The sequence below is a fragment of the Paucilactobacillus oligofermentans DSM 15707 = LMG 22743 genome, from assembly GCF_001434315.1.
Taxonomy (GTDB): Bacteria; Bacillota; Bacilli; order Lactobacillales; family Lactobacillaceae; genus Paucilactobacillus; species Paucilactobacillus oligofermentans.
Genome location: NZ_AZFE01000031.1, coordinates 122,780 through 147,850, shown reverse-complemented (window position 1 = coordinate 147,850; position 25,071 = coordinate 122,780). Strand labels below are relative to the sequence as shown.

The 25,071-nt window shown below is 38.6% G+C and carries 22 protein-coding genes; 20 read left to right on the top strand and 2 right to left on the bottom strand.

Going from position 1 to position 25,071, the window contains the following annotated elements:
- Nucleotides 1-113 precede the first annotated feature (113 nt).
- Complete coding sequence (locus tag FC70_RS04365; RefSeq protein ID WP_057889787.1) at nucleotides 114-890, bottom strand: SDR family NAD(P)-dependent oxidoreductase; 777 nt, start codon at nucleotides 888-890, stop codon at nucleotides 114-116.
- A 150-nt stretch (nucleotides 891-1,040) separates the two neighbouring features.
- On the opposite strand from FC70_RS04365, the gene FC70_RS04360 reads away from it, so the two are divergent.
- From FC70_RS04360 to rpoC, 7 genes are all read left to right on the top strand, one after another.
- Nucleotides 1,041-1,532 carry a cysteine hydrolase family protein gene (locus FC70_RS04360; protein ID WP_057889786.1) on the top strand — a complete coding sequence of 164 codons (492 nt, stop codon included), beginning with the start codon at nucleotides 1,041-1,043 and terminating at the stop codon, nucleotides 1,530-1,532.
- Nucleotides 1,533-1,867: 335 nt separating this feature from the next.
- Nucleotides 1,868-4,402 carry a YhgE/Pip domain-containing protein gene (locus tag FC70_RS04355; RefSeq protein ID WP_057889785.1) on the top strand — a complete coding sequence of 845 codons (2,535 nt, stop codon included), beginning with the start codon at nucleotides 1,868-1,870 and terminating at the stop codon, nucleotides 4,400-4,402.
- A gap of 151 nt (nucleotides 4,403-4,553) precedes the next feature.
- The gene (locus FC70_RS04350; protein WP_057889784.1) at nucleotides 4,554-5,021 is read left to right on the top strand and encodes a CtsR family transcriptional regulator; all 468 of its coding nucleotides are present in this window, start codon (nucleotides 4,554-4,556) and stop codon (nucleotides 5,019-5,021) included.
- A 16-nt stretch (nucleotides 5,022-5,037) separates the two neighbouring features.
- Nucleotides 5,038-7,506 (top strand): ATP-dependent Clp protease ATP-binding subunit, encoded by a 2,469-nt coding sequence (locus FC70_RS04345; RefSeq protein ID WP_057889783.1) that lies wholly within the window; start codon nucleotides 5,038-5,040, stop codon nucleotides 7,504-7,506.
- Nucleotides 7,507-7,629: 123 nt separating this feature from the next.
- Nucleotides 7,630-8,235, top strand: coding sequence for a TetR/AcrR family transcriptional regulator (locus FC70_RS04340; protein ID WP_057889782.1), 606 nt, complete (start codon nucleotides 7,630-7,632; stop codon nucleotides 8,233-8,235).
- A gap of 222 nt (nucleotides 8,236-8,457) precedes the next feature.
- Nucleotides 8,458-12,081: a DNA-directed RNA polymerase subunit beta gene (rpoB, locus tag FC70_RS04335; RefSeq protein WP_083478639.1), complete on the top strand. Its 3,624-nt coding sequence runs from the start codon at nucleotides 8,458-8,460 to the stop codon at nucleotides 12,079-12,081.
- Between the two features lie 43 nt (nucleotides 12,082-12,124).
- Nucleotides 12,125-15,772, top strand: a complete 3,648-nt coding sequence (gene rpoC / locus FC70_RS04330) for a DNA-directed RNA polymerase subunit beta' (RefSeq protein ID WP_057889780.1) — start codon at nucleotides 12,125-12,127, stop codon at nucleotides 15,770-15,772.
- Nucleotides 15,773-15,825: 53 nt separating this feature from the next.
- Here the strand turns inward: rpoC and FC70_RS04325 are convergent, their stop codons facing one another.
- Nucleotides 15,826-16,509: a prepilin peptidase gene (locus FC70_RS04325; protein ID WP_057889779.1), complete on the bottom strand. Its 684-nt coding sequence runs from the start codon at nucleotides 16,507-16,509 to the stop codon at nucleotides 15,826-15,828.
- A gap of 278 nt (nucleotides 16,510-16,787) precedes the next feature.
- Here FC70_RS04325 and rpsL point away from each other — a divergent pair, with 278 nt between their 5' ends.
- From rpsL to rpmC, 13 genes are all read left to right on the top strand, one after another.
- Complete coding sequence (gene rpsL, locus FC70_RS04320) at nucleotides 16,788-17,201, top strand: 30S ribosomal protein S12 (protein ID WP_057889778.1); 414 nt, start codon at nucleotides 16,788-16,790, stop codon at nucleotides 17,199-17,201.
- Between the two features lie 14 nt (nucleotides 17,202-17,215).
- On the top strand, nucleotides 17,216-17,686 hold the full coding sequence (rpsG, locus tag FC70_RS04315) for a 30S ribosomal protein S7 (protein WP_057889777.1): 471 nt from the start codon (nucleotides 17,216-17,218) through the stop codon (nucleotides 17,684-17,686).
- Nucleotides 17,687-17,814: 128 nt separating this feature from the next.
- A complete protein-coding gene (fusA, locus tag FC70_RS04310; protein ID WP_057889776.1) occupies nucleotides 17,815-19,911 on the top strand; it encodes an elongation factor G in 2,097 nt (698 codons plus the stop codon).
- A gap of 325 nt (nucleotides 19,912-20,236) precedes the next feature.
- Complete coding sequence (gene rpsJ / locus FC70_RS04305; protein ID WP_057889775.1) at nucleotides 20,237-20,545, top strand: 30S ribosomal protein S10; 309 nt, start codon at nucleotides 20,237-20,239, stop codon at nucleotides 20,543-20,545.
- Nucleotides 20,546-20,581: 36 nt separating this feature from the next.
- Complete coding sequence (gene rplC / locus FC70_RS04300) at nucleotides 20,582-21,247, top strand: 50S ribosomal protein L3 (RefSeq protein ID WP_057889774.1); 666 nt, start codon at nucleotides 20,582-20,584, stop codon at nucleotides 21,245-21,247.
- An 18-nt stretch (nucleotides 21,248-21,265) separates the two neighbouring features.
- Nucleotides 21,266-21,892 (top strand): 50S ribosomal protein L4, encoded by a 627-nt coding sequence (rplD, locus tag FC70_RS04295; RefSeq protein WP_057889773.1) that lies wholly within the window; start codon nucleotides 21,266-21,268, stop codon nucleotides 21,890-21,892.
- Nucleotides 21,892-22,179, top strand: a complete 288-nt coding sequence (gene rplW, locus FC70_RS04290; RefSeq protein WP_057889772.1) for a 50S ribosomal protein L23 — start codon at nucleotides 21,892-21,894, stop codon at nucleotides 22,177-22,179. The genes rplD and rplW overlap by 1 nt, the downstream gene beginning before the upstream one ends.
- A 28-nt stretch (nucleotides 22,180-22,207) precedes the next feature.
- A complete protein-coding gene (gene rplB / locus FC70_RS04285; RefSeq protein WP_057889771.1) occupies nucleotides 22,208-23,053 on the top strand; it encodes a 50S ribosomal protein L2 in 846 nt (281 codons plus the stop codon).
- A gap of 42 nt (nucleotides 23,054-23,095) precedes the next feature.
- Entirely contained in the window at nucleotides 23,096-23,377 is a 282-nt protein-coding gene (gene rpsS / locus FC70_RS04280) for a 30S ribosomal protein S19 (RefSeq protein WP_057889770.1), read from the top strand.
- A gap of 16 nt (nucleotides 23,378-23,393) precedes the next feature.
- The gene (gene rplV, locus FC70_RS04275; protein WP_057889769.1) at nucleotides 23,394-23,741 is read left to right on the top strand and encodes a 50S ribosomal protein L22; all 348 of its coding nucleotides are present in this window, start codon (nucleotides 23,394-23,396) and stop codon (nucleotides 23,739-23,741) included.
- Between the two features lie 12 nt (nucleotides 23,742-23,753).
- Nucleotides 23,754-24,425, top strand: coding sequence for a 30S ribosomal protein S3 (gene rpsC, locus FC70_RS04270; RefSeq protein ID WP_057889768.1), 672 nt, complete (start codon nucleotides 23,754-23,756; stop codon nucleotides 24,423-24,425).
- A gap of 2 nt (nucleotides 24,426-24,427) precedes the next feature.
- A complete protein-coding gene (gene rplP / locus FC70_RS04265; RefSeq protein WP_057889767.1) occupies nucleotides 24,428-24,862 on the top strand; it encodes a 50S ribosomal protein L16 in 435 nt (144 codons plus the stop codon).
- Nucleotides 24,852-25,058, top strand: coding sequence for a 50S ribosomal protein L29 (rpmC, locus tag FC70_RS04260; protein WP_057889766.1), 207 nt, complete (start codon nucleotides 24,852-24,854; stop codon nucleotides 25,056-25,058). The genes rplP and rpmC overlap by 11 nt, the downstream gene beginning before the upstream one ends.
- Nucleotides 25,059-25,071: the final 13 nt, after the last annotated feature.

Below are 25,071 nucleotides of genomic sequence, written 5' to 3'. Positions count from 1 at the left end.
ATAGAGTGTCTGACTACGAATCAGAAGGTTGCAGGTTCGACTCCTGCTGGGTGCATAAAAAAAGAAGTTAAACTCAAAAGTTTAACTTCTTTTTATATGGATAAAATTATAATTTAAACGATTGATGCACCACCATCGACGGCAACGTATTGGCCAGTTACATAGCTAGAGGCATCAGAAGAGAAGAACAAAATTGTGCCATTTAATTCGCCGCGTTTCCCGGGACGAGAGGCTGGGGTTGAAGCGTTGTATGCCTGTAAAAAGCCTTCATTTTTAAATAAAGTATTTTCAGTCATTTCACTTTCAAAGAGACCAGGGCCAATTGAGTTAACGGTAATGTTATCTTGTGCGTATGAAGCGGCCATGCCAAGGGTTAAACCACGCACACCATCTTTGGATGCATTATAGTTGTGACGCCATAAAACAGGTACTTTATCGGCAATGATGGCATTAACTGAAGCAACGTTAACGATCTTGCCGTATTTAGCTTTACGCATCAAGGGAACTACGTATTTACTCATCAGGAAAGGACCTTTGACGTTAACGTCCATTCCTTGGTCCCATTGTGCTTCAGTTAGATCTTCAACCCCACCAGGGACGGCAATACCGGCGTTGTTAAGTAAAATATCGACCTTACCAAAAGTTTCAACGACTTGTTGAATACCGCTTTTAACTTGTTCTTCATTTGCAACATCGACAGCGATTGCTAATGCTTTACGACCCATTGCTTCGATTTCTTTAGCTACATTAGCTAGTTTATCAGCACGACGAGCAAATAAAGCAACATCGGCACCAGCTTCTGCGTAAGCACGAGCAGCATCGGCACCTAATCCTGAAGAAGCACCAGTAACGATTGCGACTTTACCACTTAAATCATATAAATTTGACATGTTTGATCTCCCTTCAACTAATTACTCATATTGTAACGCTAACAATAAGGTAGATTCAAAAGATATAGTATAAAGTTGACGTTTATTTTTGCAATGAAATAAATATTAAGATATTATATGCAGCAAATAATAGATATATTGGGAGACGATATGATGGCTGATGCGTTATTAGTAATAGATTTACAAAATGGGGTTGTAGCTGGCGGAGATGCAAGATATCTTATTTCAATGGTGGCTAAGATAAATAACCAAATAAATTTATATTCCAAAAATGGTAAACCTGTTATTATGATTCAACATAATGATGATCAATTAGTTCAAGGAAAGCAGGCATGGAAAGTGATTGATGAACTTCAAGTTCCTGCAAATGCTTATTTTATACAAAAGACACATGCAAATTCATTTTATAAAACTAATTTACAAGAACTACTTAATGATTTAAACATTCAGACTATTCAAATTTGTGGTGCACAAGTTGAATATTGTGTTGATACGACAATTAAAATGGCTCACGGAATTGGATATTCTCTAGAAATGCAGCGAGATACAACATTTACATTAGATAATGACTACATGGATGGTACTGAGACTAGGCATTTTTATGAAGATATTTGGAATGATAGGTTTTTGACGTTTATTTAAATTATCCACAATTAAACAGAGTAGATACTATGATTTATTTTTACGGTATTTACTCTTTTTTTGATATGAAATAAGTTTGAAGAATGGTAGCTAAATGGATAATTAATAAAAAATTCAGTCTAAATATCATGATTTTATAATGATTATCTAAAATTTACTAAGTCCTGTGGTATTGTGCTTAAACGATTGTTGATAGTGGCAACTATTATTAATAGCCACTAATTAGTTTTAATGTAAAGGGTTGACATTTAATACGGGTAACAGGTAAAGTAATAAACGATTCATGTCATTAATCAAAAAAACAAATATGTTTAAGGTAGAATGGAGGACGTTAAATGTTTAGTAATTTCGGGAATACCCGAGGTAAACGGATCGCGTATGTAGTACTTGCTTGTTTAATTCCAGCAGCTTTGCTGATTGCAATTTTTAATTTTATTCAATATGAACAAACAAATGCTACGAAAAACGTGCCGGTTGCCATTGTTAATCAAGATAAGTCGATTGAAAGTAATGGACAAGTTATTAACATGGGTGAACAGGTAGTTAGTACCTTAAAGAAGGACAAACAAGTTAAATGGGAATTTATGGATGAAGCAACCGCACAGAAGAAACTTAAATCTGGGGATGTTTATCTAGAAATTAAATTACCAAAAGATTTTTCAGCTAATGCTGGAACGGCAATGGAAAAAAATCCGAAAGTTAGTTTAGTTGATGTTTATAAATCTAAGAAAAATAACTATGTGTCATCAATGGTTTCAACGACAGTTGCGGAAACAGTCACTAACCAAGTTAAGACTGATTTACAAGAAGCATATAGTAAAACCTTGTTGAACGGTGTGAAGAAGTTATCAGATGGAACTAAACAAGCTGCTGATGGAACACAACAATTAGACGATGGAATGGTTAAGTTACAAGATGGTAATAGTCAAATTGTCCGTAATCTTGATTTACTTTCAACCAAAATGATTGAATTTAAGTCAGGGGCAACAACACTGGATGAAGGTGTAAATACCTATACAACTGGTGTGGACACCTTAGCCTCAGCTAACACGAAAATGTTAGCTGGAATTCAAGAGTTAGCTGCTAAGGCGCAACCACTTGTAAGTGGAACGGCACAATTAGCTGATGGCTCATCACAACTAAAGACTGGAATTGTACAGCTTCAATCTGGGGTTCCAGGTAGTACAGATCCTGATGCAGTTGGAATTGATAGTGCCTTTTCGCAAATTCAAGCTGGAATTGCGGCAAATGATGGCATTATTAGTAATGTTTCTAGCATGACTGCAACAATGAAACAAGCACAAACTGATACAGCTAAGTTAAAGGCGGATATGGCTGGAATGCAATCGGCATTGGCAACGATGAAAACTTTAGCGCCGTTACTAGGAACTTTAGAAACTGCAAAGGGTGATATTTCGTCGCTAAAAAATAATTTAGCGTTAGCAATGATGTTATCAAAGTCACAAGAAAAAGTAGCAACTGATACTGCTACCTCAACAACAGCGCAAGCTGCTTTAGATGCAGAAATTGCTAAGGTTACCGATCCAACACAAAAAGCTGCCTTAGAAACAGCAGCAACAGCTAATGCTACTGCAACAAAAACATTGGCGTCAGATGCTAAAACCAATGCTAGCATTTTGAAGATGGTTAATGATCAATCAACCACCGCTTTAGATAAGTTTAGCGATCAGTTAAGTGGAGCTAACTTGTCAGAAGATGATGCCAATCAAATGATTGCGCAAGTTGAAGGTATTATGACTGAAGCTAATAGCTTATTTGCTGAAACAGACGGCTTACTCAGTGATGATTCAATCAACCAGTTGAAAACAGTTGCTGGAAGTACCACGGTATTGAAGAGTAACTTAACACATGTTCAAGGTGTGATTGATACGGCCTTGGGTAAATTGATTAGTGGTGCAACTCAAGTTGCTGATGGCAATGGTTCATTGGCGCAATCAGCACCAACCTTAATTGATGGTGTTGGTCAATTGTTATCAGGAATCACGCAGTTGAATGCGGGTAGTTCTCAATTAACAACTGCTAGTCCACAATTACGGGCGGGAACAAGTCAAATTGTTACTGCCACTGATCAAGCAGCTAGTGGTTCTAAACAATTAGCTGATGGCTCTCATCAAGTTCAAGATGGTTTGGTGACTGCTGGTAACGGAACTAACAAGTTGAACACTTCATTACAAGATGGAGTTGCTCAATTGACACCAGTTAACGATACTAATAAGAATACTAATCATTTTGCAACACCGGTAGTGACGAAGAACATTAGCAATGATACTCAGGACTTAAAGAATACATTTGCACCATTAGTCTTAGCCCTAGTATTATTCTTAAGTGCAGTAGTGACACAACTTGGTTTGTTTATTCCTAAGAAACGTAAAGTCAGCTTATTACAAGAACCTTTACTTGCCATTGGAATTACAGCGGTTGTGCAAGCAATCGTGGCTTCAATTCTAATTGGAATTCTAGGAGTAACCGTAGCTAATTGGTTTGGATTGATTTTATTCACATTATTAACATCAATCTTCTTTACATTAGTTTGTATGCTGCTTTATCACGTATTCGGTCGCGTTGGAGTCTTGTTTGCAGTCTTGCTAGCATTACTTCAAGTAATCATTACGGGCCAGGTATTCCCTAATGCCATGTTATCAAGTTTCTATCAAGCCGCTGGAAATGTGCTACCAATGACATATGCAATTCATGGTTTTGAAAATTTGATTAATGGTGCTGATTATAGTGTCTGGTTTGCAATTGCAATGTTGACAATCTTTACAGCAGTATTAGGTGGAATTGCTTACCTTGTTGATATGATTTTAAACAAACGTGAAAGTGAAAATACATCTGATTCAAATGAATAGATAATTGAATTTAAAGAGAAAATAGTTGGCCAAAATTAAGGTTCAACTATTTTTTTACATAAAAGCGGTAATTAAGTTTAAATCATTTGCAATTCCTGATTATGTTTGTATAATATTAGTCAACATTAGTCAAAGATATAGGAGGTTAGTTATGGAAGGCCAAAATATCTCAGATGTCATTGAGAATTATTTAAAAAACATTTTGTCTGATTCTGAGCACGTAGAAATCAGACGTTCTGAAGTTGCTGACCTATTTGATGTCGTACCTTCACAGATTAATTACGTCATCAAGACTCGTTTTACCATTCAAAATGGTTATCTTGTTGAAAGTAAACGGGGTGGCGGTGGCTATATTCGAATTGAAAAAGTTAATTTGATGGATGATGTGGCCGTTTTAAACACATTAATTCAAGTGATAGGTGACGAAATTAATGAACGAGATGCAATTTCAATTATCCAAACATTATATGACGAAGATGTAATTACACGTCGTGAAGCAGATTTGATGGTAGTTACAGTTGCTAAGCAGACATTAGCATTTGATAATCGACAAATTGGCGATACGCTGCGAGCACATATTTTAATTTCATTATTAAACAGATTGCGATACGAAAGTTAAGAAAGAGGGGAATTGTATGGATAACTTATTTACACCAAGTGCTAAAAATGTACTCGCGTTAGCTCAAGAGCAGGCGAAGCATTTTAAACATCAAGCCGTGGGCACTGAACATTTATTGTTGGCCTTAAGTATCGAGCAAAACGGGATTGCTAGTAAGGTATTGCAACAATTTTCAGTTGGCAAAGATGATATTCGTGAAGAAATTGAACGATTTACTGGTTATGGAACGTTAATCGGTGCGGATAAAGATAGTTACCTACCATATTCACCTAAAGCAAAAGAAATTTTATCGGTTTCAGGGGAAGAAGCAAAACGACTTGGTTCATTAAAAATTGGTACTGAGCATTTATTATTAGCTTTACTTCTAGATGAAAGTATTCTTTCATCACGGATTTTATTAAATTTAGATGTTGATTTAAGTCAAGCACGTCGTATTGTGATGCGCCGTCTTGGAGTTTCAGATACACCTAAACGTCGACAAACGAGTAAGCAAAAAGCACCACAGGATGAAGGAACGCCAACTTTAGATTCATTGGCACGTGATCTTACTCAAAGCGCTCGTGAAGATAAAATGGATCCAGTTGTTGGCCGTGACAAAGAAGTTCGTCGGGTAGTGCAAATTTTGAGTCGCCGGACAAAAAATAATCCAGTTTTAATTGGTGAACCCGGTGTTGGTAAAACAGCGATTGCTGAAGGGCTCGCACAACGAATTATTAGTGGGGATGTTCCAGGTGATTTAGTGCATAAGCGGTTAATGATGCTTGATATGGGATCGTTAGTTGCTGGGACTAAGTACCGTGGTGAATTTGAAGATCGCTTGAAAAAAATTATTGATGAAATTTACCGTGATGGGAATGTAATTCTCTTTATTGATGAATTGCATACGCTAATTGGAGCTGGTGGAGCTGAAGGGGCAATTGATGCTTCTAATATCTTGAAACCGGCACTGGCTCGTGGCGAATTACAAACCATTGGGGCTACGACGTTAGATGAATATCAAAAATATATTGAAACCGATGCAGCATTGGAACGTCGTTTTGCAACGGTTCAAGTAGCAGAACCAACTGAAGATGAAGCGGTTCAAATTTTAACAGGATTAAAAGATCGTTATGAAGATCATCATCATGTTGAAATTACGGATGAAGCAATTCAACAAGCGGTTACGTTATCGTCACGATATATTAGTGATCGCTTTTTACCAGATAAGGCAATTGATTTAATGGATGAAGCTTCGGCTAAGGTCCGAATTGATTCGCAAGACCATCCATCTAAAAAAACGAAGAATATTGAAAAACTTGAAAAATTAAGTATTCAAAAAGAACAAGCAATTGAAGATCAAAACTTTGATTTAGCAGCTGAGTTAAGACAAGATGAATTGAAGTTGAAAGCTAAATTAAATAAGCAAGTAGCTCCAGCACAGACAAGTACAGCTAAGTATGATTTAAAGGTTAGCGGTGAAGATGTTGCTGAAGTAGTTTCTGAGTGGACAGGAATTCCATTAACTCAATTACAAAAGAGTCAAAGTGAACGATTAGTTAATCTTGAAGGTATCTTGCATAAACGAATAATTGGTCAAGCTAAAGCCGTTTCTGCTGTTTCTCGGGCAATTCGTCGTTCTAGTAGTGGCTTGAAAGATCCTAATCGACCAATCGGTTCATTTATGTTCCTTGGACCAACTGGGGTTGGTAAAACTGAATTAGCTAAAGCCTTAGCTGAATCAGTGTTTGGCTCTGAAGATAGTATGATTCGGGTTGATATGTCTGAATATATGGAAAAATATAGTACCAGCCGTTTGATTGGTGCAGCACCAGGCTATGTGGGCTATGACGAAGGTGGTCAATTGACTGAAAAAGTTCGTCAACATCCTTATTCAGTGGTGTTACTAGATGAAGCAGAAAAAGCGCATTCGGATGTATTTAACCTGTTACTTCAAGTGTTAGATGATGGTTATTTAACTGATGCCAAGGGTCGTAAGGTTGATTTTAGAAATACGATTTTAATTATGACTTCTAATCTTGGAGCCACAGCGTTACGTGATGAAAAAGAAGTCGGTTTTGGTGCTAAAGATATGCAGGATAATTATCAGGCAATGTCGAGCACGATCCAAGAACAACTAAAATTACATTTCCGTCCAGAGTTCCTTAATCGAATTGATGAAACCGTGATTTTTCATTCATTACAAAAAGATGAATTACATCAAATTGTTAAATTAATGACGAAAAACGTGATTAAACGCATGAGTGAACAAGGAATTGATTTGAAGGTAACGCCAGCGGCAATTGATGTCGTTGCTACTGCCGGATTTGATCCAGAATATGGTGCACGACCAATTCGTCGCGCTTTACAATCGAAGGTCGAAGATTTGCTTAGTGAATCAATGTTATCTGGTGAAATAAATGTCGGAGATACAGTGACAGTTGGGGCCCGTTCTGGTAAAATTAAGGTAAATGTAAGTGAGCAACACAAGGGGTTAGCAATGAAGTAAAATTGGGAGTTTAGGGGAGTCTTTTTCCTAAACTCTTTTTTAGAGAAATCGGTTGCTTTTGGTAGCTAATTTTCCGTAGTTGTGTTGTAATTTACACGTAAATCAAAAGATTGGAGTAATTTGATGGTTCAAGAGCAATCAAGAAGTGAAAAAACACGCGAACTAATTATTAATTCTGCCCGTAAAGTATTTTTAGAAAAGGGCTATGCCGAAACGTCGACACGTAATATTGCTGACGTTGCCGGAATTACTCAGCCAGCAATGTATCACCATTTTAATGATAAAGAAGCGGTTTACTTAGAAGTCGTTAATCGGGTTGGTAAAGATGTACGTGAAGTTATTGGTCAGGGCGTGCTGAAGCCTAGATTACAACCATTAAATCGAATTGACGAGATTACAAAGAATCTATTCGATATTCATCCAAAGGGTGTTGGTATCTTTATCCATGAAAGCTATGCTCACTTATCACCAGCGGGGCAACGTAAGCTGGGGATGCTTTATCGGATGTATTATCTTGACCCATTAACAGGTTATTTCAATTTACCAGAAGTTAAATTACGTAAAGAAGTCTTACCAGATGAAGCTGCTGATATTTTAATCTATAGCTTAAATGCGATGTTTAGCAGTTTTTATCGAATTGGTGGTCAATCAATTTCGACTCGCGATAAAGGTAAATTATCATTGAGATTAATCTTATTTGGAATTGCGGAAGAACCAGACGAACAATAGGCGAACTAGTTGACATTTAGCTAGTTTGAGGTACAATTGAATTTGTATATTTTCGAGTTCATTTGCGCAGTGTGATCTATTGTCCATACTGTGCTTCATAAATAACCCAAAAACAGCAATGGCTGTTTTTGGATTTTTTTGTGCTTAAAAAGGTCGTTTTGGTGCATTTGTAATCAAAACGTAACATTTGCAAGATGAACTCTGTCAATCAAAAACAGAGAGGTGAACAGCTTGGCAGGACATTTAGTTAAGTACGGAAAGCACCGTACTCGTCGTAGTTACTCACGGATTAAAGAAGTTCTAGATTTACCTAACTTGATCGAGATTCAATCTGATTCTTATCAATGGTTCTTGGACGAAGGTCTGCGAGAAATGTTTGATGATATCATGCCTATTGATGATTTCCAAGGAAACCTATCATTAGAGTTTGTTGATTATCAATTATTAGAACCAAAGTATACAGTGGATGAGGCGCGTGAACATGACGCTAATTACTCAGCTCCATTGCATGTGACACTTCGTTTGACAAACCACGAAACTGGCGAAATCAAATCGCAAGATGTTTTCTTTGGTGATTTCCCATTAATGACTAACCAAGGTACTTTCATTATTAATGGTGCTGAACGTGTTATCGTTTCTCAATTGGTTCGTTCACCAGGGGTTTACTTTAGTGAAGAAGCTGATAAGAACGGTCGCCCTAGTTTTGGCGCAACTTTTATTCCTAACCGTGGAGCATGGTTGGAATATGAAACTGATGCTAAAGACGTAACGTACGTTCGTATCGATAGAACTCGTAAGGTTCCTTTGACTGAACTAGTTCGTGCTTTAGGTTTCGGTTCTGATGATGAAATTATTGATATGTTTGGTAACAATGATTCACTTTCGTTGACCTTAGATAAAGATATTCATAAAAACAATGAAGATTCACGTGTTGAAGAAGCCTTGAAGGATGTTTACGAACGTCTTCGTCCGGGTGAACCCAAGACTGCTGATTCTTCACGTAGTTTATTGACAGCTCGTTTCTTCGATCCAAAGCGTTATGATATGGCTCCAGTTGGTCGTTACAAGACTAACAAGAAGCTTAATTTGAAGACACGTCTGTTAAATCAAACACTTGCTGAAACACTTGCTGATCCAGAAACTGGTGAAGTAATTGCTCAAAAGGGTGACGTGATTACCAAAGAAGTTATGAAAGATTTAGGCGAATACCTTGATCGTGAAGACTTCAAGACCATCACATACACACCTTCAGATCAAGCCGTTGTTACTGATCCTGTTATTTTGCAAAAAATCATGGTCTTCTCTAAGAATGATCCTGAACGTGAAGTACCAATGATTGGAAACGGTCATATTGATCTTAAATATAAACATATTGTACCTGCAGATATCTTGGCATCAATGAACTACTTCTTTGATCTTCAAGAAGGTATCGGAAACACCGATGATATTGATCATTTAGGTAACCGTCGTATTCGTTCAGTTGGTGAATTATTACAAAATCAATTTAGAATTGGTCTTTCACGGATGGAACGAGTTGTTCGTGAACGGATGTCAATCCAAGACCGCGAAACAGTTACTCCTCAACAATTAATCAATATCCGTCCAGTGGTTGCATCAATCAAAGAATTCTTTGGTTCATCACAACTATCACAATTCATGGATCAAACTAACCCATTAGGTGAATTGACACATAAACGTCGTCTTTCAGCCCTTGGACCTGGTGGTTTGACTCGTGACCGTGCTGGATATGAAGTTCGAGACGTTCACTATACTCATTATGGTCGTATGTGTCCGATTGAAACGCCAGAAGGTCCTAATATTGGTTTGATCAATAGTCTTTCTAGTTACGCTCGTGTTAACCGTTATGGATTTATTGAAACTCCATATCGTCGTGTTTCATGGGAAAACCATAAAGTTACTGAAAAAATCGATTATTTGACTGCTGACGAAGAAGATAACTATGTAATTGCTCAAGCTAACTCGAAGTTGAATGACGACGGTTCGTTTGTTGCGGATACAGTTATGGCTCGTGCGCAATCAGAAAACTTGGAAACTGGAATTGAAAATCTTGATTACATGGATGTTTCACCTAAACAAGTTGTAGCAGTTGCTACTGCATGTATTCCTTTCTTGGAAAACGATGATTCTAACCGTGCTTTGATGGGTGCTAATATGCAACGTCAAGCTGTTCCATTGCTCGATCCTCACTCTCCACTTGTTGGAACTGGGATTGAATATGATGCTGCCCATGATTCTGGTGTTGCTTTAATTGCCAAGAATGACGGTGTAGTTGAATACGTTGATGCTCGTAGCATTCGCGTACGTCGTGAAGATGGCGCACTTGATAATTACAAATTAATGAAATTCCACCGTTCTAATGGTGGTAAAAACTACAACCAACGTCCAATTGTTAAATTAGGCGACAAGGTTGATGCTAATGAAATTCTTGCTGATGGTCCATCAATGGAACAAGGGGAATTGGCTTTAGGTCAAAACCCAATTGTTGCATTCATGACTTGGCAAGGTTATAACTTCGAAGATGCCATCGCAATTAACGAACGTTTAGTTCGTGATGACGTGTATACTTCAATTCATATCGAATCATATGAATCAGAAGCTCGTGATACTAAACTTGGACCTGAAGAAATGACACGTGAAATTCCTAATGTTGGTGAAGATTCATTGAAGGATCTTGATGACAAGGGTATTATCCGTGTTGGTGCTGAAGTCCATGATGGTGACATTCTAGTTGGTAAGGTTACTCCTAAGGGTGTAACTGAATTATCAGCTGAAGAACGTTTACTCCATGCTATCTTTGGTGAAAAATCACGTGAAGTTCGTGATACATCACTTAAGGTTCCTCATGGTGGTGAAGGTATTGTTCAAGATGTTCAAATCTTTACTCGTGAAAATGGCGATGAACTTTCACCAGGTGTTAACATGATGGTTCGTGTCTTTATTGCCCAAAAGCGTAAGCTACAAGTTGGTGATAAGATGGCTGGACGTCATGGTAACAAGGGTACTGTTTCCGTTGTTATCCCTCAAGAAGATATGCCATATATGCCAGATGGAACACCTGTTGACATTATGTTGAGCCCCATGGGTGTGCCTTCTCGTATGAATATTGGGCAAGTTATCGAATTGCATTTAGGTATGGCTGCTAAAGAACTCGGAATTCATATTGCAACACCAGTTTTTGATGGTGCAACTGATGATGATGTTTGGGCTGCTGTTGAAGAAGCTGGTTTACCATCTGATGGTAAGACTGTCCTTTATGATGGTCGGACTGGTGAAGCATTTGATAATCGTATTGCCGTTGGTGTAATGCATTATATGAAACTTGCCCACATGGTTGATGATAAGATCCATGCTCGTTCAATCGGACCTTACTCATTAGTTACGCAACAACCACTTGGTGGTAAAGCACAATTTGGTGGACAACGTTTTGGTGAAATGGAAGTTTGGGCTCTTGAAGCTTATGGTGCCGCTTATACCCTTCAAGAAATCTTAACTTACAAGTCTGATGATGTTGTTGGTCGTGTAAAGACCTATGAAGCAATCGTTAAGGGTGAACCAATTCCAAAGCCAGGTGTTCCTGAGTCATTCCGTGTTCTAGTTAAGGAATTACAAGCACTTGGATTAGATATGAAGGTTCTTGATTCAGAAGATGAAGAAATTGAACTTCGCGATATGGATGATGAAGGGGACGACGTTGTAAACGTTGATGCCTTAAGTAAGTTTGCTGCTCAACAAGAACAACAGGCTCAAGAACAAGCTAATGCAACGGAAGCTGCATCAACGCCTGTTGATCAAGTTGCATCTCCAAAAGAAACTCAACAAGATTAATTTCATTTAAAAACTGTAGAATTAAAATAAGGAGGATCATCCTTTGATTGACGTTAATAATTTTGAAAGCATGCAAATCGGTCTGGCATCTCCAGATAAGGTTCGTAGCTGGTCATTTGGTGAAGTTAAAAAGCCAGAAACCATCAACTACCGTACTTTAAAGCCAGAAAAAGATGGATTGTTTGACGAACGGATCTTTGGACCAACAAAAGACTGGGAATGTGCCTGTGGTAAGTACAAACGAATCCGTTATAAGGGTGTTGTTTGTGATCGCTGTGGGGTTGAAGTTACTCGTTCAAAAGTTCGTCGTGAACGAATGGGTCATATTGAACTAGCTGCTCCAGTAACTCACATTTGGTACTTCAAGGGTATCCCAAGTCGGATGGGACTTGTCTTAGACATGAGCCCTCGTTCATTGGAAGAAATCATTTATTTCGCTTCATACGTTGTTATCAACGGTGGAGACACACCAATGGAAACCAAACAACTTCTTTCAGAAGCTGATTACCGTGAAAAGAAACTTGAATATGGTAATCGTTTCACTGCAGCTATGGGTGCAGAAGCAATTCAACAATTGCTGGAAAATGTTGATCTTGAAAAAGAAGCTAACGAATTAAAAGAAGATTTGAAAGAAGTTTCTGGTCAAAAACGTACTCGTGCAGTACGTCGTTTGGATATTTTAGAAGCCTTTATCAAATCAGGTAACCGCCCTGACTGGATGGTAGTTGACGTTGTTCCTGTTATGCCACCAGATCTTCGCCCAATGGTTCAACTTGAAGGTGGCCGTTTTGCCACTTCTGATTTGAATGATTTGTATCGTCGGGTTATCAACCGTAACAACAGATTGAAACGCTTGTTAGACTTAAATGCTCCTGGAATTATCGTTCAAAATGAAAAACGGATGCTTCAAGAAGCCGTTGATGCATTGATTGATAATGGTCGTCGTGGCCGTCCAGTTGCTGGTCCTGGTAACCGTCCATTGAAATCACTTTCTCATTTACTTAAAGGTAAGCAAGGACGTTTCCGTCAAAACTTACTTGGTAAACGTGTTGATTATTCTGGCCGTTCAGTTATCGATGTTGGTCCATCACTTAAGATGAGCCAAATGGGATTACCTGTTCAAATGGCAATGGAATTGTTCAAACCATTTATCATGAAAGAACTTGTTTCACGCGAATTAGCTTCAAATATCAAGAATGCTAAACGTAAGATTGATCGCCAAGATGATGATGTATATGACGTCTTAGAAGACGTTATTAAGGAACATCCGGTTCTATTGAACCGTGCCCCTACATTGCATCGATTGGGAATCCAAGCTTTCGAACCAGTTCTTGTTTCTGGTAAGGCTATGCGTTTACATCCACTTGTTTGTGAAGCTTATAATGCCGATTTTGATGGTGATCAAATGGCTATCCATTTACCACTTTCAGATGAAGCCCAAGCTGAAGCACGTTTGTTAATGCTTGCTGCTGGACATATTCTTTCACCTCGTGATGGTCAACCAGTGGTTACACCTTCACAAGATATGGTTATTGGTAACTACTACTTAACGACTGAAGAAGCTGGTCGTGAAGGAGAAGGTATGGTCTTCACTGATATCAATGAAGCTCGTACTGCTTATCAAAATGGCTATGTGCATTTACATTCACGTGTTGGGGTTTCAGTTGACTCAATGCCACAAAAACCATTTACTCCTGAACAACGTGGAAAAGTTTTAATCACTACTGTTGGTAAGTTACTATTTAATGATATTCTTCCTGAAGGATTGACTTATTTGAACGAACCAACTAGTGAAAACTTAACTGAAGGGATTGCTGATACTGACTTCTTGAACGCTGGAGAAGATCTTAAAGCTCGCCTTGCAGAAACACCACTTGTTCCACCATTCCGTAAAGGTTTCTTGTCAGATATTATTGCTGAAGTTTACAAGCAATATAAAGTGACAGCTACTTCATTACTATTGGATCGGATGAAGGATTTAGGCTATTATGAATCAACTATTTCTGGAATTACCGTTGGTAGTGCTGATGTTCCGGTTTTAAAAGAAAAACCAGAAATTATTGATGCCGCTCATAAAGAAGTTGCAACAATCACTAAGCAATTCCGTCGTGGATTGATTACTGATGACGAACGTTATGAACGTGTTATTGGTGTTTGGAATAACGCTAAGGATGAAGTTCAACAAAAATTGATTGATGATATGGATCTCCATAACCCAATCAATATGATGAGTGATTCTGGTGCCCGTGGTAACATCTCAAACTTTACACAACTTGCTGGTATGCGTGGCTTGATGGCTGCACCTAATGGTAAGATTATGGAATTACCTATTATCTCGAACTTCCGTGAAGGACTAAATGTTTTGGAAATGTTTATTTCTACCCATGGGGCTCGTAAAGGTATGACTGATACTGCTTTGAAGACTGCCAACTCAGGTTACTTAACTCGTCGTCTAGTTGATGTTGCTCAAGATGTTATCGTTCGTGAAGCTGATTGTCATACTGATCGTGGGCTTGATGTTGCTGCTATTACTGATGGTAACGAAATGATTGAACCATTGTATGATCGAATTCTAGGTCGTTACACAATTAAAACCGTTAAGAATCCTCAAACCGGTGATGTAATTATTGGCCGTGATGAAATGATTGATGAAGATGTTGCAACAGCAATTATCGATGCTGGTATTACCAAAGTAACAATTCGTTCTGCATTTACTTGTAACACTAAACATGGTGTCTGCGAACGTTGTTATGGTCGTAATGCTGCTACCGGGGACCGTGTTGAAGCTGGGGAAGCTGTTGGTACAGTTGCCGCTCAATCAATCGGTGAACCCGGTACTCAATTGACCATGCGTAACTTCCATACTGGTGGTGTGGCTGGTAACGAAGATATTACTCAAGGACTTCCTCGTATTCAAGAAATTGTTGAATCACGTAATCCTAAGGGTAAAGCTGAAATTACCGAAGTTACTGGTACAGTTGAATCAGTTGAAGAAAATCCAGCTGAACGTACCAAAGAAGTTACGATCAAGGGTGAAACTGATACGAGAACATACACATTACCAATTACTTCTCGTATGAAGGTTGCTGAAGGTGATTATATTCATCGAGGCGCTCCATTGAATGATGGTGCCATTGATCCTAAAGAGCTTCTTCAAGTTCGTGATGTACTTTCAACTGAAACTTACTTGCTAAGTGAAATCCAAAAGGTTTACCGTATGCAAGGTATTGAAATCTTGGACAAGCACGTTGAAATCATGATTCGTCAAATGATTCGTAAAGTTCGTGTCATGGATCCGGGTGATACTGATGTCTTACCTGGTGCTTTGATGGATATCAATGACTTCCGTGATGAAAACTACAAGACTCTTGTTGCTGGTGGAATTCCTGCCACTGGTCGTCCTGTAATTCTTGGTATTACTAAGGCTGCCTTGGAAACTAATAGTTTCTTATCAGCTGCTTCATTCCAAGAAACAACACGTGTCTTGACTGATGCCGCTATTCGTGGGAAGCATGATCCACTTGTTGGATTGAAGGAAAATGTTATTATTGGTAAGATTATTCCTGCCGGTACAGGAATGGGCGAATACCGTAATATTAAGCCTAAATCTGTCAAGGTTGGTGCTACTGATGGTGTTTATTCAATCAAGTCAACTAGTGAAGTTGAACAAGAATTAAATAGTAAAGATTAAAGCTAGTTAATGCTTTAATTTTAAAAGGTCACTACCTCAGGTAGTGACCTTTTTTACATATAAAATAAAAATTGGGTTACACAGATAAAGCCAAGCGATAAGAATGGAACAAACGCAATGCGTTGCTGTTTATGAATAAATATGAGTAATAATATGGCTAGCGAAGAGGAAATTAAAATGATTTGTAGAGTAGCGTAAAAACCAACTAACATTTCAAAAATTAAGATTAGTTCAATATCGCCAACACCTAAACCATTAGTTAATTGCGATAACAAAAGTAAAAATACTAAAGTGGCTACTAATGAGATTAATAATGCTAAGGTCCAATGATGATGTGAACTAAATAGTGAAATTCCAGGCAAGAGGCCAATTAGTCCAAATGAATAGAAAAATTGTTGCTGCCAGTCAGTAGCAGTAATGAACAATAATGCCGAATAAAATAAGATGAATGCAAATAAATTAATTAAATGATGATAAGGCGCATGAATTGCAATGAAACCGGCAAATAATTCAAGTAAAGTTGAAAGTGGCGTAATTCGTTGCCTGCAATCATAGCACTTGCCTCGTTGTAAAATGAATCCAATAATTGGGATTAGTTGCCAGTAGCGGAGTTGGTGATTACATTGATCACAATAGGACCGTGGATAAAAGATAGAAACGTGGTTTGGAATTCGATATGCACATAAGGTAATAAATGATGCTAAAATTGTTCCATATAAAAATAAAATGAATGACATTGATAAAGTCTCCTTTATAAAATAGTTACGGCGATTTTTATAAATTAAATTAATTAAAAAAGTTAAGTGGTTTTGGTGGAAAGCGTGTTGACACATCTATAAACACATGCTATTCTTGTAAAGGTGCTTTTTCACAACACAGTTATTCTGTCGATTGACAGTTATTACTGGCGTCGACGGGTATCGCAAATTAAAACACGATTCTTGTGTCATTTTTTTATAACAAAAAATGAACCACCTGGATGTGTGGACTTAAAATTCGGAAGGGGAACATTTTAATGCCTACTATTAACCAATTAGTACGTAAGGGACGTAAGTCTCAAACATCAAAGTCAAAGGCTCCTGCCTTGAGCTTTGGTTACAACAGCTACAAAAAAGCAGCTATTGTTAACCCATCACCACAAAAACGAGGAGTTGCTACTCGTGTCGGAACTATGACACCTAAAAAGCCTAACTCTGCTCTACGTAAGTACGCTCGTGTACGTCTTTCAAACTTGATTGAAGTTACAGCTTATATTCCAGGTATCGGACATAACTTACAAGAACATAGTGTTGTCTTGATTCGTGGAGGCCGTGTTAAGGATTTACCAGGGGTTCGTTACCATATCGTCCGTGGTACTTTAGATACTGCCGGTGTTGATGAACGTCGTCAAAGTCGTTCTAAATACGGAACAAAAAAACCAAAGGCTTAGGAGGAAGTTAATTAATGCCACGTAAAGGTCATGTACAAAAAGCAGAAGTTATTCCAGATCCAATGTACAATTCAAAGCTAGTTACCAGCTTAATCAACCGTTTGATGATTGATGGTAAGCGCGGAACTGCTTCAAAAATTATCTATTCAGCATTTGATTTAATTAAGGAAGAAACTGGTAACAATCCCGTTGAAGTTTTCGAAAAAGCAATGGAAAATGTTATGCCAGTTCTTGAAGTTAAGGCTCGCCGTGTTGGTGGATCTAACTATCAAGTTCCGATTGAAGTTCGTCCAGATCGTCGTACAACTCTTGCACTTCGTTGGATTGCTCAATACTCACGTTCACGTGGGGAACATACTATGACAGAACGTCTTGCACGTGAAATCATGGATGCAGCTAATGAAACTGGTGCTTCAGTTAAGAAACGTGAAGACACTCATAAAATGGCTGACGCCAACCGTGCATTCGCACATTATCGTTGGTAAGATTCAAAATTATTGGTTTAATCCAATAATATCTTTTAAAAGTGGCTGTTATATGTGTTCATATAGGAGCCACTTTTTTTCAGAAGTTAATCTAATTATTCAAAATTTGGAAGGAGAACTATTTTCAGATGGCAAACAAACGCGAATTTCCACTTGAAATGACTCGTAATATCGGTATCATGGCCCATATTGATGCTGGTAAAACAACTACAACAGAACGTATCTTGTACTATACTGGTAAAATTCATAAAATTGGTGAAACTCATGATGGAGCTTCACAAATGGATTGGATGGCCCAAGAACAAGAACGTGGGATCACAATTACATCAGCTGCTACTACAGCTGCATGGAAAGATCATCGTATTAACATTATTGATACTCCTGGACACGTGGATTTCACTATTGAAGTTGAACGTTCACTTCGTGTTCTTGATGGCGCCGTTGCTGTGCTTGATGCACAAGCCGGTGTAGAACCTCAAACTGAAACAGTTTGGCGTCAAGCATCAGAATACAATGTTCCTCGTATCGTTTTTGCTAACAAGATGGATAAGATGGGTGCTAACTTTGATTTTTCTGTTGAAACAATCAAAGATCGCCTTCAAGCTAATGCTTTACCAATTCAAATGCCAATCGGTGCCGAAGATGACTTCCGCGGTATCATTGATTTAGTTGAAATGAAAGCTGATCTTTATCATGGTGATGATGGTGCAGAATGGGATACAGTTGATATTCCTGAAGAATTTGCTGAAGAAGCAAAGAAGCGTCATGATGCTATGGTTGAAACTTTAGCTGACATTGATGATGGCATTATGGAAAAATACCTTAACGGAGAAGAAGTTTCTAAAGCAGAAATTAAAGCTGCTATCCGTAAAGGAACTTTGGAACTAACATTATTCCCTGTTCTTGCTGGTTCTGCCTTTAAGAATAAGGGTGTTCAAATGATGTTAGATGCCGTTGTTGACTATCTTCCATCACCATTGGATGTTCGTCCATACAACGCAACAGATCCTGATACTGATGAAAATGTTGAACTTGAAGCTGATGATACTAAGCCATTTGCTGCCTTAGCATTTAAGATTGCAACTGATCCTTTCGTTGGTCGTTTAACATTTATCCGTGTTTATACTGGTACACTTGAATCAGGTTCATATGTATTGAACACAACTAAGGGTAAACGTGAACGTGTTGGTCGTTTGCTACAAATGCATTCAAATCACCGTCAAGAAATTCCAGAAGTATTCTCTGGTGATATCGCTGCTGCGATTGGTCTAAAGAATACAACTACTGGTGATTCATTGACTTCACCTGATCATCCATTGAAACTTGAATCTATGGAATTCCCTGATCCCGTTATCCAAGTTGCCGTTGAACCTAAATCAAAGGCTGACCAAGATAAGATGGATATTGCTTTACAAAAGCTTGCTGAAGAAGATCCTTCATTTAAGGCTGAAACTAATCCTGAAACTGGTGAAACATTGATCGCCGGAATGGGTGAATTGCATTTGGATATCATCATTGACCGTATGAGACGTGAATTTAACGTTGAAGCTACAGTTGGTGCTCCACAAGTTGCCTATCGTGAAGCCTTCACAAAACAAACTTCTGCTCAAGGTAAGTTTGTTCGCCAATCTGGTGGTAAGGGTCAATATGGGGACGTTTCAATCGAATTTACACCTAATGAAGAGGGTGCTGGATTTGAATTCGAAGATGCTATTGTTGGTGGGGTTGTTCCTCGTGAATATATTCCTTCAGTTGAACAAGGTCTTCGTGAATCACTTGAAAATGGTGTTCTTGCCGGATATCCATTGGTTGATTTGAAAGCCAAATTATATGATGGTAGTTATCATGATGTCGATTCATCTGAAGCTTCATTTAAGGTTGCCGCTTCATTAGCATTGCGTAATGCTGCTAAGAATGCCGGTGCTGTTATCCTTGAACCAATTATGAAAGTTGATATCGTTATCCCTGAAGAATACATGGGTGATATCATGGGACAAGTTACTGCTCGTCGTGGACGTATTGATGGTATGGAAGAACGTGGAAATGCACAACAAGTTCATTCTTATGTTCCTCTATCAGAAATGTTCGGATATGCAACAACTCTTCGTTCAGCATCACAAGGTCGTGGAGTATTTACCATGACATTTGATCATTACGAAGCTGTTCCTAAGTCTGTTCAAGAAGAAATCATCAAGAAAAATGGTGGTTCAAACATTAAAGAATAATTCTTAAATGTAAAAAATCTCAAAATCTGATTATTTTTCAGATTTTGAGATTTTTTTGTAGAATTAATAAAAATATCTGTCATGAAAATGTAATAAAAAAAAAGCAATAAATTGTGAAAAAAGCTTGTGTTACCTTGATAATTCTAGTATTATGGATAAGTACTTGAGCTTTCGAAGGGGTGAATGCTGCCCTCGGGTGGGCTTAAGACAATGAAGAGCGTTGATGCGAAAGATTGCGACACACCCGGACGCTTTGCCACAGGATGTGGCGGTAACTTTCACGGAGCTAGTCAAATTTTAAAAAATTGACGAAGGAGGGAACAAAATGGCAAACCAAAAGATTCGTATTCGTTTGAAGGCTTATGAGCATCGTATTTTAGACCAGTCTGCTGACAAAATTGTCGAGACTGCGAAACGTACAGGTGCATCAATTTCAGGTCCGATTCCGCTACCAACGGAACGTACTTTATACACGGTGCTCCGTTCACCACATAAGCATAAGGATTCACGTGAACAATTTGAAATGCGTACTCATAAGCGTTTGATTGACATCGTAGATCCAACACCTAAGACAGTTGATTCATTAATGAAACTCGACTTGCCTAGTGGTGTAGATATCGAAATCAAGCTTTAATCTAGAAAAAAATTACAAAATATTGGAGGTGTACTCATGACCAAAGGAATCTTAGGTAAAAAAGTCGGTATGACACAAGTATTTACTGAATCTGGTGAACTAGTGCCTGTTACTGTTGTGGACGTAACACCTAACGTTGTTTTACAACTTAAAACAGTTGAAAATGATGGTTATAAGGCCGTTCAATTAGGATTCGACGATAAGCGCGAATTTCTAAGCAACAAACCCGAACAAGGTCATGTAGCAAAAGCAAAAACTACTCCTAAGCGCTTCATTAGTGAAATACGAGACGCTGAATTAGGAGAGGATATCACAGTTGGTGGCGAAATCAATGCTTCACTTTTTGAAGCTGGTGAAGCCGTTGACGTAACTGGAACAACAAAGGGACATGGTTTCCAAGGTAACATCCATAAAGACGGACAACGTCGTGGACCTATGTCTCATGGTTCTCGTTATCATCGTCGTCCTGGTTCACTTGGTGCTGTTATTAACCGAGTGTTCAAGGGTAAGGCATTACCTGGTCGCATGGGTGGAAATACTGTTACAGTACAAAACCTTAAGATCGTTCGTGCCGATACAGACAACAACGTATTGTTAATCAAGGGAAATGTCCCTGGTGCTAACAAATCATACGTTACAATTACAAACTCAATCAAAGCTTTCACTAAGAAAAATCTTAGCAAGCAAGCAAATAAAGCTTAAGGAAGGAGGAACTAGATAATGACAACAAGTGTTGCATTATATAAACAAGATGGTAAAGAAAACGGTTCAGTTGATTTGAATGCTGATGTTTTCGGTATCGAACCAAATGAAAGTGTCGTTTTCGACGCAATTCTACGCCAACGTGCTTCATTGCGCCAAGGTACACATGCGGTTAAAAACCGTAGTGCTGTCCGTGGTGGTGGTAGAAAGCCATGGCGTCAAAAGGGAACTGGTCGTGCTCGTCAAGGGTCAATCCGTTCACCACAATGGCGTGGCGGTGGTATCGTCTTCGGACCTACACCACGTTCATACAGCTACAAGTTACCTCAAAAGGTTCGCCAATTAGCTATGAAGTCAGTACTTTCACAGAAAGTTATTGATAACGGCCTAGTAGTCGTTGATTCACTTAAGCTAGACGCTCCTAAGACAAAAGACTTTGCAGCTGTTCTAAACAACTTAAAAGTTTCTGAAAAAACTTTATTAGTACTTGATGAAAGCAGTGAAAATGTTGAATTATCTGCACGTAACTTACCAAACGTTACAGTAGTTAGTGCATCTGGTGTCAACATTTTAAATGTAGTTAATAACACTAAGTTAGTAATTACTCAAGCAGCTCTTTCTCAAGTAGAGGAGGTACTCGCATAATGGAAGCACGCGAAATTATTTTACGTCCAGTGATTACCGAAGCATCAATGGCAACAATGGATGACAAGCGCTACACATTCGATGTTGATGTACGAGCTACCAAGACACAAGTTAAAAAAGCTATTGAAGAAATCTTCGAAGTTAAAGTTGTGCAAGTTAACATCATGAATGTTCGCGGTAAATTAAAGCGCCAAGGTCGTTACGCCGGTTATACTAAGAAGCGTCGTAAGGCTATTGTTACTTTATCTGCCGATTCTAAAGAAATTAAATTATTCAACGAAGAATAATTAATAATTAAGATAGGAGGAAAAAATAGTGGGAATTCGTAAATACAAACCAACCACTAATGGTCGTCGTAATATGACTGGTTCTGACTTTGAAGAAATTACAAAGACAACACCAGAAAAATCATTATTGGCACCATTAAGTCACAACGCTGGTCGTAACAGTTATGGTAAAATTACTGTTCGTCATCGTGGTGGTGGTACAAAACGTCAATATCGTATTATTGACTTCAAACGTATCAAAGATGATGTTCCAGCAACCGTTAAGGCAATCGAATATGATCCAAACCGTACAGCAAATATTGCATTGTTAGTATATGCTGATGGTATCAAGTCATACATCGTTGCTCCTAAGGGATTAGAAGTTGGCATGCAAGTTCAATCTGGACCTGATGCTGATATCAAAGTTGGTAACTCATTACCATTATCAAACATTCCTGTTGGTACAGTTGTACACAACATCGAATTAAAACCAGGTAAGGGTGGTCAACTTGCTCGTTCAGCAGGGGCCTCAGCTCAATTACTTGGTAAAGAAGGTAAGTACGTCCTTGTACGTCTTGCTTCAGCTGAAGTTCGTATGGTTCTTTCAACTTGTCGTGCTACTATCGGTTCTGTTGGTAATGAACAACATGAATTGATTAACATTGGTAAGGCCGGTCGCAAGCGCTATTCTGGTCAACGTCCTCATGTTCGTGGATCAGTAATGAACCCTAACGATCATCCGCATGGTGGTGGTGAAGGTAAAGCTCCAGTTGGTCGTCCATCACCTCTATCACCATGGGGTAAGAAAACTGCTGGTAAGAAGACTCGTTCACATAAAGCACGTTCAAGCAAGTTCATTGTTCGTGGTCGTAAACGTGGTCCACATACTCGTTAATAAGTTATTGATAACTAAACGTCCGAGAGGAGGATACAAACAATGGGTCGTAGTTTAAAAAAGGGACCTTTTGCTGATGCTCATCTTTTGAAAAAAGTTGAAGCTCAAGCTGATTCTGAAAAGAAAACGGTCATCAAGACATGGTCTCGTCGTTCAACAATTTTCCCAAGTTTTATTGGGTTAACATTCGCTGTATATGATGGTCGCAAGCACGTACCAGTTTATGTTCAAGAAGATATGGTTGGACACAAGCTTGGCGAATTTGTACCTACACGTACTTACCGTGGACATGGTACAGACGATAAGAAGACGGTTAAAAAATAAAGGAGGGTGAATTAATATGGCAGAACAAATTACATCAGCAAAAGCTGTTGCACGTACTGTTCGCGTTTCAGCACGTAAAGCTAGTTTAGTACTTGATACTATTCGTGGTAAGAACGTCGCTGAAGCATTTGCAATTTTGAAGTTCACTCCTCGTGGTGCCGCTTCAGATATTGAAAAAGTTTTAAAATCTGCTGTTGCAAACGCTGAAAATAACTTTGATTTAGATCGCGAATCATTGGTTGTTAGCGAAACATTTGCAAACGAAGGACCTACGCTTAAGCGTTTCCGTCCTCGTGCAAAGGGTTCAGCTTCACCAATTAATAAGCGTACAAGTCACATTACAGTGGTTGTATCAGAAAAATAGGAGGAACAGCTAGTGGGTCAAAAGATTAATCCAACGGGTTTCCGTGTTGGTGTCATTCACGATTGGCAAGCCAAATGGTATGCTGAAAAAGAATTCGCCACATATTTAAATGAAGATTTAAAAATCCGCAAATATATCACTAAACGACTTGCAGAAGCCTCTGTTTCAACCGTTGAAATTGAACGTGCAGCAAATCGCGTTAACGTTTCAATTCATACAGCCAAGCCAGGAATGGTTATTGGTAAGGGCGGTGCAGAAGTTGAAGCACTTCGTAAAGAATTAAACAGTCTTACAGGTAAGAGAGTTCATATCAACATTATTGAAATCAAAAAGCCTGATTTAGATGCTCACCTTGTCGGTGAAAGTATTGCTCGTCAATTAGAAGCACGTGTTGCTTTCCGTCGCGCTATGCGTGGAGCAATGCAACGTACAATGCGTTCTGGTGCAAAGGGTATTAAAACCCAAGTTGCCGGTCGTTTGAACGGTGCTGATATGTCACGTGTTGAATCATATTCAGAAGGAACTGTTCCTTTACACACATTGCGTGCTGATATTGATTATTCATGGGACGAAGCAATGACAACATACGGTAAATTAGGTGTTAAAACTTGGATTTACCGTGGGGAAATTCTCCCTGAAAAGAAAGGCGTTCATAAAAGCGCTGCAGAGCAAGGAGGGAAATAAACATGCTAGTACCAAAACGAGTTAAGCATCGTCGTGAACATCGTGGACATATGCGTGGTGAAGCCAAAGGTGGCAAGACTGTTACTTTCGGTGATTATGGTTTAGTTGCTTTGGAATCTCATTGGATTTCAAACCGTCAAATCGAAGCCTCACGTATCGCTATGACACGTTACATGAAACGTGGTGGGAGAGTTTGGATTAAAATTTTCCCTCACAAGTCTTACACTGCTAAGGGTGTAGGTGTTCGTATGGGTAATGGTAAGGGTGCTCCTGAAGGTTGGGTAGCTCCAGTTAAACGTAGTACTGTAATGTTTGAAGTTGGTGGCGTTTCTGAAGAAGTCGCTCGCGAAGCATTACGTTTGGCAGGCCACAAATTGCCAGTACGCGTTAAGATCATAAAACGTGAGGAAGTAGGTGGCGAAACAAATGAAGACTAAGAATTTTGTCCAAGAACTTAACGGATTAACCACTGATGAAATGCTTGCAAAAGAAAAAGAATTGAAAGATCAATTGTTTAACTTGCGTTTTCAACTTGCCACAGGCCAATTGGAAAACACTGCAAGTCTCAAGCAAGTTCGTAAAGATATTGCTCGAATTAAAACAGTTATTCGTCAACAAGAATTGAACAAATAGAATACGAAAAGGA

Excerpts from the sequence above, each read along its gene's own strand:
- rpmC (WP_057889766.1), top strand. The coding sequence starts at position 24,852 with ATGAAGACTAAGAATTTTGTCCAAGAACTTAACGGATTAACCACTGAT.
- FC70_RS04365 (WP_057889787.1), bottom strand. The coding sequence starts at position 890 with ATGTCAAATTTATATGATTTAAGTGGTAAAGTCGCAATCGTTACTGGT.
- FC70_RS04360 (WP_057889786.1), top strand. The coding sequence starts at position 1,041 with ATGATGGCTGATGCGTTATTAGTAATAGATTTACAAAATGGGGTTGTA.
- FC70_RS04355 (WP_057889785.1), top strand. The coding sequence starts at position 1,868 with ATGTTTAGTAATTTCGGGAATACCCGAGGTAAACGGATCGCGTATGTA.
- FC70_RS04345 (WP_057889783.1), top strand. The coding sequence starts at position 5,038 with ATGGATAACTTATTTACACCAAGTGCTAAAAATGTACTCGCGTTAGCT.
- rplP (WP_057889767.1), top strand. The coding sequence starts at position 24,428 with ATGCTAGTACCAAAACGAGTTAAGCATCGTCGTGAACATCGTGGACAT.
- rpsS (WP_057889770.1), top strand. The coding sequence starts at position 23,096 with ATGGGTCGTAGTTTAAAAAAGGGACCTTTTGCTGATGCTCATCTTTTG.
- rplC (WP_057889774.1), top strand. The coding sequence starts at position 20,582 with ATGACCAAAGGAATCTTAGGTAAAAAAGTCGGTATGACACAAGTATTT.
- rplV (WP_057889769.1), top strand. The coding sequence starts at position 23,394 with ATGGCAGAACAAATTACATCAGCAAAAGCTGTTGCACGTACTGTTCGC.
- rplD (WP_057889773.1), top strand. The coding sequence starts at position 21,266 with ATGACAACAAGTGTTGCATTATATAAACAAGATGGTAAAGAAAACGGT.
- fusA (WP_057889776.1), top strand. The coding sequence starts at position 17,815 with ATGGCAAACAAACGCGAATTTCCACTTGAAATGACTCGTAATATCGGT.
- rpsG (WP_057889777.1), top strand. The coding sequence starts at position 17,216 with ATGCCACGTAAAGGTCATGTACAAAAAGCAGAAGTTATTCCAGATCCA.
- FC70_RS04340 (WP_057889782.1), top strand. The coding sequence starts at position 7,630 with ATGGTTCAAGAGCAATCAAGAAGTGAAAAAACACGCGAACTAATTATT.
- rpsL (WP_057889778.1), top strand. The coding sequence starts at position 16,788 with ATGCCTACTATTAACCAATTAGTACGTAAGGGACGTAAGTCTCAAACA.
- rpsJ (WP_057889775.1), top strand. The coding sequence starts at position 20,237 with ATGGCAAACCAAAAGATTCGTATTCGTTTGAAGGCTTATGAGCATCGT.
- rplW (WP_057889772.1), top strand. The coding sequence starts at position 21,892 with ATGGAAGCACGCGAAATTATTTTACGTCCAGTGATTACCGAAGCATCA.
- FC70_RS04350 (WP_057889784.1), top strand. The coding sequence starts at position 4,554 with ATGGAAGGCCAAAATATCTCAGATGTCATTGAGAATTATTTAAAAAAC.
- FC70_RS04325 (WP_057889779.1), bottom strand. The coding sequence starts at position 16,509 with ATGTCATTCATTTTATTTTTATATGGAACAATTTTAGCATCATTTATT.